The 15213-nt window shown below is 41.3% G+C and carries 9 protein-coding genes, 3 tRNA genes and 3 rRNA genes; 1 reads left to right on the top strand and 14 read right to left on the bottom strand.

The annotated features are described in order from the left end of the window. Positions 1-7: 7 nt before the first annotated feature. The 14 genes from UFO1_RS09575 to yunB form a co-directional block, all read right to left on the bottom strand. Positions 8-1345 carry a SpoIID/LytB domain-containing protein gene (locus tag UFO1_RS09575; RefSeq protein WP_038670268.1) on the bottom strand — a complete coding sequence of 446 codons (1338 nt, stop codon included), beginning with the start codon at positions 1343-1345 and terminating at the stop codon, positions 8-10. A 26-nt stretch (positions 1346-1371) separates the two neighbouring features. Further along, entirely contained in the window at positions 1372-2388 is a 1017-nt protein-coding gene (gene ruvB, locus UFO1_RS09570; RefSeq protein ID WP_038670267.1) for a Holliday junction branch migration DNA helicase RuvB, read from the bottom strand. 2 nt (positions 2389-2390) lie between these two features. Continuing rightward, complete coding sequence (gene ruvA, locus UFO1_RS09565) at positions 2391-2999, bottom strand: Holliday junction branch migration protein RuvA (RefSeq protein WP_038670265.1); 609 nt, start codon at positions 2997-2999, stop codon at positions 2391-2393. Next, positions 2996-3589, bottom strand: coding sequence for a crossover junction endodeoxyribonuclease RuvC (ruvC, locus tag UFO1_RS09560; protein WP_038670263.1), 594 nt, complete (start codon positions 3587-3589; stop codon positions 2996-2998). Before ruvC ends, ruvA begins: the two co-directional genes overlap by 4 nt. Positions 3590-3750: 161 nt before the next feature. Then, positions 3751-4326 carry a BofC C-terminal domain-containing protein gene (locus UFO1_RS09555; RefSeq protein ID WP_038670261.1) on the bottom strand — a complete coding sequence of 192 codons (576 nt, stop codon included), beginning with the start codon at positions 4324-4326 and terminating at the stop codon, positions 3751-3753. Positions 4327-4412: 86 nt separating this feature from the next. Next, a complete protein-coding gene (locus UFO1_RS09550) occupies positions 4413-5150 on the bottom strand; it encodes a YebC/PmpR family DNA-binding transcriptional regulator (protein WP_038670259.1) in 738 nt (245 codons plus the stop codon). Positions 5151-5346: 196 nt separating this feature from the next. Continuing rightward, the gene (locus tag UFO1_RS09545) at positions 5347-6846 is read right to left on the bottom strand and encodes a 4Fe-4S dicluster domain-containing protein (RefSeq protein ID WP_038670257.1); all 1500 of its coding nucleotides are present in this window, start codon (positions 6844-6846) and stop codon (positions 5347-5349) included. A 203-nt stretch (positions 6847-7049) separates the two neighbouring features. Continuing rightward, positions 7050-7125: transfer RNA gene (locus UFO1_RS09540), tRNA-Asn, on the bottom strand. 4 nt (positions 7126-7129) lie between these two features. Beyond that, positions 7130-7246, bottom strand: a 5S ribosomal RNA gene (rrf, locus tag UFO1_RS09535). Positions 7247-7483: 237 nt separating this feature from the next. Next, positions 7484-10415 (bottom strand): 23S ribosomal RNA (locus tag UFO1_RS09530). A 267-nt stretch (positions 10416-10682) separates the two neighbouring features. Then, positions 10683-10758: transfer RNA gene (locus UFO1_RS09525), tRNA-Ala, on the bottom strand. A 63-nt stretch (positions 10759-10821) separates the two neighbouring features. Continuing rightward, positions 10822-10898 (bottom strand) — tRNA-Ile (locus tag UFO1_RS09520). A gap of 141 nt (positions 10899-11039) precedes the next feature. Next, positions 11040-12598 (bottom strand): 16S ribosomal RNA (locus UFO1_RS09515). Together the 16S, 23S and 5S rRNA genes with 3 tRNA genes alongside form the textbook arrangement of a ribosomal RNA operon. Before the next feature lie 296 nt (positions 12599-12894). Then, positions 12895-13569 (bottom strand): sporulation protein YunB, encoded by a 675-nt coding sequence (gene yunB, locus UFO1_RS09510; RefSeq protein ID WP_038670255.1) that lies wholly within the window; start codon positions 13567-13569, stop codon positions 12895-12897. 327 nt (positions 13570-13896) lie between these two features. Here yunB and tyrS point away from each other — a divergent pair, with 327 nt between their 5' ends. Continuing rightward, on the top strand, positions 13897-15114 hold the full coding sequence (gene tyrS, locus UFO1_RS09505) for a tyrosine--tRNA ligase (protein WP_038670253.1): 1218 nt from the start codon (positions 13897-13899) through the stop codon (positions 15112-15114). Positions 15115-15213 lie beyond the last annotated feature (99 nt).

Raw genomic sequence — 15213 nt, 5'->3', positions numbered from 1 at the left:
AACTCCTTTAGAATACTTTTTTTATCTCAACGTCCTGATAATAGTGTTTCAAGATCTCTTTAAAATATGTAGCATCTTGTTGGGGACCTTTCTCAGCCATTGCTTTAGCTCCCCATTGGGATAAACCAATTCCATGCCCCCAGCCAAAACCAGTAATAACAATTGTTTCATTAGGATTCCCACTAATGCGACGTAGATCTTCTTTATCTGTAACGTAACCTTTCTCATTTGTTGGTGGTAAGTTTATTTCTACCTTTTTGCTACTTTGATTACCTACGTTATCAGCAATTTGAAATTCTATACTTTTCTGAACAGGTACCATAAGATGAATATCAAACAGAGTACTGTTTAAAGATAATATTTTTCGTAGTTTTTCACCGGTTAACTCAATACTCCCTGTAGTTCCAATAACTTCTATAACTTTTACTCTCCCGGACACACCACGATCTTTTATCTTCATAGGTTGATTAGTAAAAGGTGAAATTCCAATCGCTTTTATCTTCCCGATATTGTACCCGCTTCTAGAAATTGTTTCTTCTAATTCATTAGGAGTCAGTTGCTTTTCCCAACTATATTGAGGAGACTTTTGGTCATAATCAACCACTCCGCGTAAATAAGGCAGATAGGTCCCCCAAACATTTTCACTATTCTCCGTATATCCACCTGAGCTGCTGTGAAAAAAAGCAGCAATAGGATTCCCCTTGTACAAAATGACTTGTCCAGTGGTTGCATCAACAGCTTTAATTCCCGTTGGAGCTTCACTATCTTTCCCACCATAAACTTGACAGTCAGTGGTAGCACAAACATCATAACCATCGCGTTGATGTTTATTCATATTGTATAAAGCATAAGTACGAGCTGCAACCGCCTGTGCCTTAATAGCCTCCATAGGCCAATTGGGGGAAATTTCTTTAGCAATAACACCATATAGATATTGTTCAATCGGCAATGTGTTTACAACTGTCAATCCAGTATTACCATTTGTAATATGAATATCAATAGTACCACGATACTTCTTTTTATTTACCTCAATTGAGTGCTCTTTATCATTTATAATTTTCATAATGCTTAAGTTAGTAGCATCTACACGTTTGCCATTCAGTATAATTTCATTTTCTTTAAATGCAATCACTGCTTTTTCATTCATTGCAAATTTCCCTAATGATTGACCGTTATCCGCATTCATTACTTCAAAACCAACATCGGCTGAAATTAATAAATTACGTTGGCTTGACCAAATTCCGACCCGAATATTATTTTCTGAGGCGTAGCCATACATAGGCATCATAAAAAAAGTCATTGTTAATAGCAGTGTCACTAAAATAGTAGAGAATTTGTAATTCAAAATAATACTCCTTTCAGTAGTAAGGCTTATAATAAATTACCTTGCTCGTCCACCTTGTATAAAATACCTAGATGTTCATAGGCTTTTTGTGTGGCTACTCTCCCCCGAGGAGTACGCTGTAAAAATCCCATTTGCAATAAAAAAGGTTCATACACATCTTCAATAGTTTCGTTCTCTTCACTAATAATAGCTGCTAAGGTATCAAGACCTACAGGTCCACCTTTAAAGTTTTGTATTATGGCTAACAGCATATTACGGTCTGTCTTATCAAGACCGCATTTATCTACTTCTAACATAGCAAGCGCCTTATCAGCTGTAATATCAGTAATAATACCATTACCAGCAATTTGTGCATAATCCCTTACTCTTTTTAATAAACGGTTCGCGATTCGAGGTGTTCCCCGCGATCTTTTTGCAATTTCAAGAGCCCCACCATCTTCAATCTCAACATTCAATACTTCTGCCGTTCGATTTACAATATACTTTAAATCTTCAGTGGTATAGTATTCTAGACGGCAAATTACACCAAATCTATCCCTCAGAGGCGAAGCCAGTGCTCCTGCCCTAGTTGTAGCTCCTATTAAGGTAAATGGTGCCAAGTCTAGTCGGATCGATCTTGCACTAGGACCTTTTCCAATAATAATATCTAAGGCATAGTCTTCCATGGCAGAGTACAAGATCTCTTCAACATGTCTTGAAAGACGATGAATTTCATCAATAAACAATACATCATTTTCCCCTAAATTAGTGAGCAAAGCTGCTAAATCTCCTGCTCGTTCAATAGCGGGGCCCGATGTCACTCGAAAGTTAACACCTAACTCATTCGCAATAATACCTGCTAATGTCGTTTTTCCTAGACCTGGAGGTCCATAAAGTAATACATGATCTAAAGCTTCTTCACGAGAAAGAGCTGCCTGAACAAATATCGAAAGATTATTTTTAACTTTATCCTGCCCTATGTATTCATTTAGACGACGTGGTCTTAAGCTATACTCCCACGTATCACTATCTTGTTCACTGCCGGCGACAATTCGTTCCTCCACGATTACCGATTACCTCCCATGAATTCCCTTAGTGCCAATTTTAACAACTCTTCTACAGATTGTCCTTTTTTCCCGATCTTCTTGATAATAGGCAGTATTTCCCCCTGACTATATCCCAAAGCTAATAGTGCCTGCAGAACCTCATCAATAGCATCACTTGGCAAGGCGGTTGCACTAGAAACATGCTCTTCAATAAGATCCTCCTCAGTAATAATACCAATCTTATCTTTTAGTTCGAGAATTATTCTTTCTGCTGTCTTTTTACCGATACCAGGAAGTTTTGTTAATATCCCAATATTCTTTTGACTAATCGCTATACGGAACTGCTGTGGATCAATTGCAGATAAAATTCCCATAGCAACTTTGGGGCCAATCCCTGTGATTGACATCAATTGTAAAAATAAATTATATTCATCTTGCGTATAAAATCCATACAATAGTAAAGCATCTTCCCTCACGTACATATAAGTAAACAAAGAAACTACTGCACCAACGGAAATTTTCTGACGAGTAGACTGTGCTATAAAAATCCGATACCCAATGCCTTGGACATCAACGAAACAATGGTCTATTGCTAAATGTGATACTGTCCCACGTACATACCCAATCATATTTTATTTCCCCATACTTTATTTTCTGCGTTTGATTTTATACCTAATCTTGATTTCAAAAATGCACGACTAGTTCGTTTGCTTTGGTCTAGTACATTACTACAAACTAATTCCTGCCTCATATTACTACAGTGTGTTGTACAAATCGCAACTGCTAAAGCATCTGCCACATCATCAGGATGTGGTTTAGAAGGCAAGTTTAATAACCGTTGAGTCATATAGATTACCTGTTCTTTCTCAGCTTTTCCATACCCGACAACTGCCTGTTTTACTTGTAAAGGCGTAAATTCCACCAACTTAACAGCATTTTGAGCCGCCGCAAGTAAAATAACACCTCGAGCTTGTGCAACCGTCATCGCAGTTCGTACATTTTTATTGAAAAAAAGCATTTCAACACCCATTACATCAGGCTTATATTTCTTTATAAGTGCATCAATTTCACGATGAATAATCACTAAGCGTTGCTCTACACTAAGCTTAGAACTTGTCTCAATAGCTCCATAATCCAATGCCTTAAGATGACTTCCTTCTAAACTTACTACTCCATAACCACAAATCGCCGTACCTGGATCAATTCCTAACGCTAACATAAAAATAGCCTCCCTTGTCAACTTTTAGTATTTCGACGACTGTACTTACGATTCCTTTTTTGCTAATAAAATAAGAAAAGACTTGGCGTGTGCCAAGTCTCTAAATAGAAGTAGAAGCCTTAGTCATTCTTTATAAAATCAAGATATAATAATACTAACTCTCATCTTGACTGCATTCCTTCCAAAGTTCGCAATAATTCCTCTTTCGATTGAACAACCATACCATGTTGCAAATCCTCAACATCTTGCGGCATTAGCTTATTAACCTGGATGGAAGTAGTTTCTTTGACAATCGGTTTGTAACCCGGTTTTCCATAAAAAACAGCTACATGTCCATCATGTACACCAATAAAAACGTTATTCGCATGTTCACGGCAATAGCTGTCAACCTTAAGTGTCATATTTACTTCATTCGTATCAAATTTATCAATTTCCCACCCTTGATAAACCTTCTTTAATTGATAGATATTTAGTCCCACTAGATTTTCAGTAGGTTTGGTTTGCAAAATTTCCTCATCATTACATTTTAGATAAGTAATTTTTTGCACTATATCTGTATCAGCGCTTATTTTGATTTTACTATCTTGTTTACTAACCTCAGTTTCTTGAGGGATAATTAGATTGTCCTTATCCAAAAAAGACAAGTAACTAACATAATATACTGATATTCCTATTGCTAGGAGTAAACCCGCAAATAGTAAGGCATACCTTTTATTAAACTTCTTAAATGATAGCAATGAAAGCAACTCCTCATCTTCCTATTGCCAACATTATTACCCGAAATCAAATAAACTATACATCCCTACTACCAGTATTTTTAAAATTACATTAAATCCTCTGGAATGTCAAAATTTGCATATACTTCTTGTACATCATCATGATCTTCCAGTGCATCCATTAATTTCATCATCTTAGTGGCATCATCACCAGTCAATGCCATGGTAGTCTCAGGTATCATCGTTACTTCAGCAACTGATACCTTTATATTATTCTTCTCAAGAATTTCTTGAAGTTGATAAAAAAGAGTTGGAGCAATTGTAATCTCAAATTCATTTTCTTCAACTTTAAAATCATCTGCACCAGCTTCAAGTGATAGCATCATCAGTTCTTCTTCATCAACGCCTGTTTCTTTTTCAACGACAAATAATCCTTTTTTATTAAACATCCAAGAAACACAACCAGATTCCCCTAAGTTACCGCCATATTTTGAAAATAAATGGCGAACATCTGCGGCTGTTCGGTTACGATTATCCGTCATAACTTCTACCATTACAGCAACACCAGCGGGACCGTATCCTTCATAAACTAGCTCCTCATAATTACTTCCATCTAAAGAGCCCAACCCCTTTTGAATCGCACGTTGAATATTATCCTTTGGAATATTATTTTCTTTCGCTTTTTGTAAAGCTAATTTCAACCGCATATTACCCGTAGGATCAGCTCCACCCAAGCGTGCTGCTACAGTAAGCTCCCGGCCAATTTTAGTAGTAACTTTACCACGTATTGCATCCATTTTACCTTTTTTATGTTTAATATTAGCCCATTTTGAGTGTCCTGACATATATTCTTTTCTCCCCTCAACCAATATGAATCAGAAATAATTTTAGCACAAGTATACACTTTTAGTAAAGTATCTACATCAGATAAAATTAGGGTTCATAAGGAATTTCAATTCCATGAACCTTGCCTACTCATTAGGTATAAGGAACGTTTTATAGACGAACAAGAACAAAAATAACGCTGAGGATTTTATCTTATTACTTTTTATGCCAATGTATATCCTTTTTACTATCATCAATTGCTTTTTGATTTTCTACTGCATTAACCATACTTGATGACGCAGCAAAATTATCAACCGCTTTTGTACTAACACGCGTATCAATTAAAATTCCTGGCCCACCAACACATCCACCATTACACGCCATCCCCTCAAAAAAGTTAGCATCGATCTTGCCAGCTTTCATCTGCAATAAGGCTACTTTACAATTTTGCAATCCTTCTGCTCTATGAGGCTTTACCTGTAAATCAGGAGCTAGTTTTTCTGCCGCGTCAATTACAGCCTGTACCACGCCTCCAGCTCTTGCAAACGCATTGCCATCGCGAGAAGCCGTTGTTGCAAACTCAGTTTCAATCATGTCAGCAGGTGAAATACCATAACCAGCAAATAAAGCTTCTGTTTCTTCAAAAGTAAGAACAAAATCAATAATATCAGGATATTGCCGAGCTTCCATTTTTTTAGCAACACATGGTCCTATAAATACAACAACTGCTTCAGGATCAGCTTCCTTGATTACCTTACCAGAAGCGACCATTGGCGATACGGTTGTTGATATATACTCCTTAAGCTGTGGTAAATGGTTATTAACCATACCGACAAATGCTGGACAACAAGATGTTGTCATGAATGCTTGTTTTTCTGGCACTGTGCCCGCAAATTCTTTTGCCTCCTCTAAGGTGACAATATCTGCACCAAAAGAAACTTCCTGAACATCATAAAAACCGATCTTTTTTAATGCATTTATTACTTGAATTGGTTTAACTTTCATGCCAAATTGACTAATGAAAGCAGGTGCCAAGATAGCATATACTCGCTTATTCGCTTTCATTTGCTGAATTAATTGAACAATAAAACTTTGCTCCGTAATCGCACCAAAAGGACATGCAACTTTACATCCGCCACATTGAACACATTTATCATAATCAATGACTGCTCTGCGTTCTTTATCTGCTTTAATGGCTCCAATATCACATGCCCTTTCGCAAGGACGTGTAATTTCAACAATGGCCCCATACATGCAAGATTTCTTGCATAAACCACACTCTACGCATCTTGTTTTATCAATATATGCTTGATTTTGCACAACTGTAATAGCCCTTTTGGGACAACTTGCGATGCAGTTATGAGCAACGCAATTACGACAGGCATTTGTTATAAAAAAAGTATCAATAGGGCATTGATCACAAGCTTCCGGCATAATATTGAGGATTGGCATATCTGCAATTTGACCATTTAGAGCATTTGTAGCAGCTTCAGTAATTCCAATATCAAGTGGTTGCGCCATAATAAACTTTACACGATCCTTAACGATTGCACGTTCTTTATGAACACAACAACGATATCTTGGACCATCCTCAGTAACAATACCGTCTAAAATATCTACAATATTATGTTTATCTAATTCCCCAGCAAATGTGAGTTTAGCAATTTCCGATAATACTTTACGTCTTATTTTTACGACTTCAGTTTCTTTTAACATATATAACTCCTCCAATCGAGACTATTTTCTTATAATAGTATAAATAATCACTAGATAAATGTCTATAATACTTTGTATATTGTATACACTATTTTCATGTTTATTAAGTTTTATTATTAAATAAAGTAATTATCAAACTAAAAAATTCTCCATCACTAAAATAAAAACGTCATTCACAGAAATGAATGACGTTTTTATGAAAATGGCTCCTGAAGTAGGACTCGAACCTACGACCGATCGGTTAACAGCCGATTGCTCTACCAACTGAGCTATCCAGGAATATAACCGGCAACTACCTATCCTCCCAGGCCGTTTCCAACCAAGTACTTTCGGCGTATAAGGGCTTAACTACTGTGTTCGGTATGGGAACAGGTGGAACCCCTTAGCTATCGTCACCGGATTAAAGTTTTTAAATGGTCCGATTGCTTATAATACCCCATCTGCGTTGTTGTTTCTGCGGGCGTTCAGTTCACGTACTGTAGTACTGTTCACTTCACGTCCTCGTCACGCCTAGCAGCTGTGCCATTCTAATCAATCTATTCCATAAAGGTACATACATATAAAATATATGTTCCTTCAAAACTTCACAGAAGAAAGACTGCATGTTAGTCGTTAGTAGCTGCGCTACTAACTAAATTAAGTCAAGCCCTCGTCCTATTAGTACCAGTCAGCTGAATCCATTGCTGGACTTACACACCTGGCCTATCAACCTTGTCATCTACAAGGGGACTTACTAGCTTACGCTATGAGAGACCTCATCTTAAGGCTGGTTTCACGCTTAGATGCTTTCAGCGTTTATCCTTTCCGAACGTAGCTACCCAGCTGTACCCCTGGCGGGATAACTGGTACACCATTGGTTCGTCCACTCCGGTCCTCTCGTACTAGGAGCAGTTCCCTTCAAGTCTCTTGCGCCCGCGATGGATAGGGACCGAACTGTCTCACGACGTTCTGAACCCAGCTCACGTACCACTTTAATGGGCGAACAGCCCAACCCTTGGGACCTACTACAGCCCCAGGATGTGATGAGCCGACATCGAGGTGCCAAACCTCCCCGTCGATATGGACTCTTGGGAGAGATTAGCCTGTTATCCCCAGGGTAGCTTTTATCCGTTGAGCGATGGCCCTTCCACGCGGTACCACCGGATCACTAAGTCCGACTTTCGTCCCTGCTCGACCTGTACGTCTCGCAGTCAAGCTCCCTTCTGCCTTTGCACTCTTCGCGCGATTTCTGGCCGCGCTGAGGGAACCTTTGAGCGCCTCCGTTACATTTTCGGAGGCGACCGCCCCAGTCAAACTGCCCACCTGACACTGTCCTTAATGTCGTTACTATTAAAGTTAGAATTCCAGTAAATAAAGGGTGGTATCCCAACAATGACTCCATACATACTAGCGTACATATCTCGCAGTCTCCCACCTATCCTGTACATCATTTACCAAAATTCAATGTCAGGCTACAGTAAAGCTCCATGGGGTCTTTCTGTCCAGTCGCGGGTAACCTGCATCTTCACAGGTATTTCAATTTCACCGGGTCCCTCGTTGAGACAGTGCCCAAGTCGTTACACCTTTCGTGCGGGTCGGAACTTACCCGACAAGGAATTTCGCTACCTTAGGACCGTTATAGTTACGGCCGCCGTTTACTGGGGCTTCAGTTCACACCTTCGAATTGCTTCTAAGCACTCCCCTTAACCTTCCAGCACCGGGCAGGTGTCAGCACCTATACGTCAGCTTTCGCTTTAGCAGGCACCTGTGTTTGTGGTAAACAGTCGCTTGGGCCTCTTTTCTGCGACCCTCTTTAGCTCATACCGCAAGGGTAATCACCTAAAAGGGCTCCCCTTCTCCCGAAGTTACGGGGACATTTTGCCGAGTTCCTTAACGAGGGTTTTCCCGCGCACCTTAGGATTCTCTCCCCGCCTACCTGTGTCGGTTTGCGGTACGGGCACCCACAGCCTCGCTAGAAGCTTTTCTTGACAGTGTGGGATCAGTAAGTTCATCGCTATCGCTAGCAACTCCCCGTCACTCCTCAGGCTATACGTTTAGCGGATTTGCCTACTAAACACCCTACAAGCTTAGACGCATTTCTTCCATTCATGCGATTACTTACCCTTCTGTGTCACTCCATCACTCAAACGGATGTGGGTGGTACTGGAATGTTTGCCAGTTGTCCATCGCCTACGCATTTACGCCTCGGCTTAGGCCCCGACTTACCCTGAGACGACGAGCGTTGCTCAGGAAACCTTAGGCTTTCGGTGGACAAGATTCTCACTTGTCTTTTCGCTACTCATACCGGCATTCTCACTTCTATATACTCCACAGCTCCTTACGGTACTGCTTCAAAGCGTATAGAACGCTCCCCTACCACTTGTAACAAAGTTACAAATCCATAGCTTCGGTTCCGTACTTTAGCCCCGGACATCTTCGGCGCAAAACCTCTCGACCAGTGAGCTATTACGCACTCTTTAAATGGTGGCTGCTTCTAAGCCAACATCCTGGTTGTTTCTGAAGTTCCACATCCTTTGCCACTTAGTACGGCATTTGGGACCTTAGCTGATGGTCTGGGCTGTTTCCCTCTTGACTACGGGTCTTATCACTCGCAGTCTGACTCCCAAGGTCCGAGTACAGCCATTCGCAGTTTGACAGAGTTCGGTAACCTATAAGGCCCCTAGCCCAATCAGAGCTCTACCGTCTGTACTTATTTCTTGAGGCTAGCCCTAAAGCTATTTCGGGGAGAACCAGCTATCTCCGCGTTCGATTGGCATTTCACCCCTATCCACAACTCATCTCAAAACTTTTCAACGTTCACGAGTTCGGTCCTCCACGCAATTTTACCTGCGCTTCAACCTGGCCATGGATAGATCACTGCGGTTTCGGGTCTACAACAACTAACTATTCGCCCTATTAAGACTCGCTTTCGCTGCGGCTCCACATCTTCTGCTTAACCTCGCTAGTTACTGTAACTCGCCGGTTCATTCTTCAATAGGCACGCTGTTGACCACATAAGGGTCTTCAACTGCTTGTAGACATACGGTTTCAGGTTCTTTTTCACTCCCCTCCCGGGGTGCTTTTCACCTTTCCCTCACGGTACTATACGCTATCGGTCGCCAAGGAGTATTTTGCCTTGGAGGGTGGTCCCCCCTGCTTCCCACAAGGTTTCACGTGTCTCGTGGTACTCTGGAACTCGGCCATCTTGCTCTGCTTTTCGTCTACGGGACTGTTACCCCCTATGGTCTACCTTTCCAGGTAGTTCGACTAAGCCTGACTCGAATTATGCCGGTCCTCAACCCCGAATCAGTAAACTGACTCGGTTTGGGCTCTTCCCCGTTCGCTCGCCGCTACTTAGGGAATCTCACTTGATTACTTTTCCTCTGGGTACTTAGATGTTTCAGTTCCCCAGGTGCCCTCCTCATACTCTCAGGTATGGGTAACAGTGCATTACCACTGTTGGGTTTCCCCATTCGGAAATCTAGGGATCAAAACCTGCTTGCGATTCCCCCTAGCTTATCGGAGCTTACCCCGTCCTTCATCGGCTCTTGGCGCCAAGGCATCCACCGTATGCCCTTATTAGCTTGACTTAGTCACACTAATAGTCGGCTGTCAATAAACAGTCATCTGCTTCGTTGTCGCTGTGGGCATTCGTTCGACGTACAGAAGTACGACTCACTCTTGTCCTCGCTCCGCCTCGCATCTGACAGCTTCTTGCCAACCTTTAGTTGGTGGTATATTCGGTTTTAACGCCGAAATACACATTAAAAAAATCCTAACATGCTCGGTAATCACCCTAATATTGCTATTAGAATTATTACTTTGCTTTCTTCTGTGCAGTTTTCAAAGAACATAAATGGTGGAGAATAACGGGATCGAACCGTTGACCCCCTGCGTGCAAGGCAGGTGCTCTCCCAGCTGAGCTAATTCCCCGTATAAAAATCCATTTTTCGTTTAAAAAAATCCGAGTTACCTCGAATCAAAACAACAAAATAATGGTGGGCCTAAATGGACTCGAACCATTGACCTCACGCTTATCAGGCGTGCGCTCTAACCAGCTGAGCTATAGGCCCATTTGAGGTATTCCCTCAAAACTAATCAATGTAAGTAGGTTGTAATACTACAGCAAGCACATAAGCTCCGTCTAGTATATAATGCCAGATGTGTCGACCTTGGATTAGAACCATGTATTTCAATGATTCAAATCTCCATAGAAAGGAGGTGATCCAGCCGCACCTTCCGATACGGCTACCTTGTTACGACTTCACCCCAATCACTGATCTCACCTTCGACGGCTGGTTCCATTGCTGGTTACCTCACCGGCTTCGGGTGCTCTCAACTTTCGTGGTGTGACGGGCGGTGTGTACAAGGCCCGGGAACGTATTCACCGCAGCATGCTGATCTGCGATTACTAGCGATTCCGACTTCATGCAGGCGAGTTGCAGCCTGCAATCCGAACTGAGAGCTTGTTTTTGGGTTTGGCTTCACCTCGCGGCTTCGCTACCCTCTATTAAAGCCCATTGTAGTACGTGTGTAGCCCAAGACATAAGGGGCATGATGACTTGACGTCATCCCCACCTTCCTCCGTGTTATCCACGGCAGTCTCCCATGAGTTCCCACCATTACGTGCTGGCAACATAGGATAAGGGTTGCGCTCGTTGCGGGACTTAACCCAACATCTCACGACACGAGCTGACGACAGCCATGCACCACCTGTCTATCTGTCTCCCGAAGGAGAACTTCCTATCTCTAGGATCATCAGACGATGTCAAGCCTTGGTAAGGTTCTTCGCGTTGCGTCGAATTAAACCACATACTCCACCGCTTGTGCGGGCCCCCGTCAATTCCTTTGAGTTTCAACCTTGCGGCCGTACTCCCCAGGCGGGGTACTTATTGCGTTAACTCCGGCACTGGAGGGGTCGATACCCCCAACACCTAGTACCCATCGTTTACGGCCAGGATTACCGGGGTATCTAATCCCGTTCACTACCCTGGCTTTCGCGCCTCAGTGTCAGACACAGTCCAGAAAGTCGCCTTCGCCACTGGTGTTCCTCCTAATATCTACGCATTTCACCGCTACACTAGGAATTCCACTTTCCTCTCCTGCACTCAAGAATAACAGTATCCAAATGCTTCACGGGGTTGAGCCCCGAACTTTAACATCAGACTTATTATCCCACCTGCGCGCGCTTTACGCCCAATAATTCCGGACAACGCTTGCCACCTACGTATTACCGCGGCTGCTGGCACGTAGTTAGCCGTGGCTTTCTTGTCAGGTACCGTCATTACAACACATTATTCACATATCGCACATTCGTCCCTGAAAACAGAGTTTTACGATCCGAAAACCTTCTTCACTCACGCGGCGTTGCTCCGTCAGACTTTCGTCCATTGCGGAAGATTCCCCACTGCTGCCTCCCGTAGGAGTCTGGGCCGTGTCTCAGTCCCAGTGTGGCCGTTCATCCTCTCAGACCGGCTACTGATCGTCGCCTTGGTGAGCCATTACCTCACCAACTAGCTAATCAGACGCAGACCCATCTTCTAGTGGTAGCTTATAAATAGAGGCCACCTTTAGTATGTGAAACAGGCGTTTCACATACAACATTCGGTATTAGCACCACTTTCGCAGTGTTGTCCCCATCTAGAAGGTAGGTTGTCTACGCGTTACTCACCCGTTCGCCACTAAGATTCCATTGCTGAAATCTCCGTTCGACTTGCATGTGTTAGGCACGCCGCCAGCGTTCGTCCTGAGCCAGGATCAAACTCTCCAATAAATTATATTAGAGAACCTTAATGGCTCTTTAAAAAACTAGCTTTTTGTCAATCTCACCAAAGTGGACTAACTTTGTTTTGTACTCAAACGAGTACCGCACATCTGGCTTATTTTAACCTTACTTACATTGTTTAGTTTTCAAGGAACACTGCACCGCTTATTGTGCTTCGTATATGTTAACACACTTTTTATTGCTCGTCAACATTTTTACGAATACTTGCGATGACTTATTTATATTAACATATTTTTTGAATTTATGTCAATCCCCTTTTTCCATTTATTTAATCTATACCTTTATTATTGTTTCAATTCTTCGGCTATATTATTAGGAAGAGGAAATGGAAATTGTACATATGTACTAGGTACATCCCCAACAACAACATATTCGGCGATTGGCATCTGCGTATCCACACTAATACTTTTACTAACTAAGGGAACCACTATTCTAATTTGTGTAGTGGCAATTAGATATATCATGTGCCTAGTTTGATTAATACCTGCCTGTTCAAATTTATCGATTACTTTTACCTGAACCGTACCAATTGGAATAACCGTTACCGTTATATTCGGTCCAATGCTAGCTAATAACTGACTACCTAAAATTTGCCCCATTGGTATCTCAATTTTCTCTTCACCAATACCCTTTAGAATATCTTGTACTTTAATTGTAGTATCTGCAGCAATTCTATTAAATTCCATAGTATTAGGTTGTATTAACACTACACGACCACGACTATCAAGTGTAACGTTCATCAATGTTTGAGGATTAATATCTAAATTCACTCGGTCGTTAATAACCTGATTAATAGATTGAGTGGCAATAAAAGTGGCTTTTGTTTCAGCTATAACTAATAATGTTGGCTTTAAATGGGCTTCTACCATCCAAAAACCCGTCACAAAAATAATACATACCACAATGGCTAACAATATTGAGGATGATATTCTCCGTCTTTTCACTACAGAAAACCTCATGATTACCCTCCTAAAGTAGGATATAACGTATTATATGGTTTTATAGCTTTTAATGTGTCATATTTATATGGAACGTATGAAAGATTTAACCATAACACCGTATATTATATGGTGTTATGGTCAAATCACGAACTATGGATCACATTGACAATTGTGGTGTATCCTGCTATATTACAGTTAGTATTTCACATAAAAATTTCCCGAAAAATATGCAAGCCGTTTTAGCTTAGAACAGAATGGCAGCGCGGGTAATACTCGTCCCTAACCAGGACGGTTTTATTTTTATATGTTAACCATTTGGCAAATATAAGGAGGTTTATCAAATCAATGACTGTACTTGATGTTCTTAAAGAACGAGGTTTTATCCAACAGCTTACCCATGAAGATGAAATGGCTGAACTCTTCGCTAAAGAAAAAATCACTTTTTACATTGGCTTCGATCCCACTGCGGACAGCTTACATGTTGGACATTTTCTAGGAATGATGGTAATGGCGCATATGCAAAAGGCTGGTCATCGACCAGTGTGTCTAATCGGTGGCGGCACGACAATGGTCGGTGATCCATCAGGTAAAACTGATATGCGTAAAATGATGACCCAGGAAGATATTGTCCACAACGGTGAGCGCTTTAAAAAACAAATGCAGCGCTTTATTGACTTCTCTGATAACAAAGCGTTAATGGTTAACAATGCCGACTGGTTACTTAATCTCAATTACATCGAATTTTTAAGGGAGATCGGTGTACACTTCTCTGTGAACCGCATGCTAACTGCAGAATGTTTTAAACAACGGCTGGACAAAGGGTTATCTTTCTTAGAGTTTAACTATATGCTAATGCAGGCCTATGATTTCCTAGAACTTAATCGTCAATGTAATTGCATCATGCAAATGGGCGGAGATGATCAATGGTCTAACATCCTTGCTGGAGCAGATCTTATACGCCGCAAAGAAAGCAAGCCAGCCTATGGATTAACCTATACTCTATTGACCACTAGTGATGGACGGAAGATGGGTAAAACGGAGAAAGGTGCTCTTTGGCTCGATGCCGAAAAAACTTCTCCTTATGCTTTTTACCAATATTGGCGTAATATTGATGATGCAGATGTGGAAAAATGTTTAGCACTTCTAACCTTTATGCCAATGGATGAAGTAAGAAGGTTAGGAGCTCTTAAAGATAAAGAAATTAACATCGCAAAAAAAATACTAGCCTTCGAAGTAACGAAGCTCATTCATGGTTCAGAAGAAGCTGAAAAAGCGCAACAAGCAACTGAAGCATTATTTAGTGGAGCTGGTGCATTAGACAATGCACCAACAGTGTCCATTACCACTAACATGCTTGGTACCAAAGTTATTGACGTTTTAGCTGCTACTGGAATAGTCCCATCCAAAAGCGAAGGAAGAAGACTAATCCAACAAGGCGGTCTTTATATTGGCGACAATAAAGTAACCGATTTAGACTTTATAATTACTGCTGATTTATTTGAAAATAATAGCCTGCTTATTCGTAAAGGTAAAAAAACCTTTCATCGCATTATTATAGAATAAGTGCATAAAACTATAGACTTCCGTAATAATCTAAATGACACCACTTTGGTGTCATTTTTTTGGATATTTTTTTGAGCGGCATTATAACATAGGATTTCA

This window comes from Pelosinus sp. UFO1 (assembly GCF_000725345.1).
In the GTDB taxonomy this organism is placed as follows: domain Bacteria; phylum Bacillota; class Negativicutes; order DSM-13327; family DSM-13327; genus Pelosinus.
This window is presented reverse-complemented; position numbering and strand designations above follow the sequence as displayed.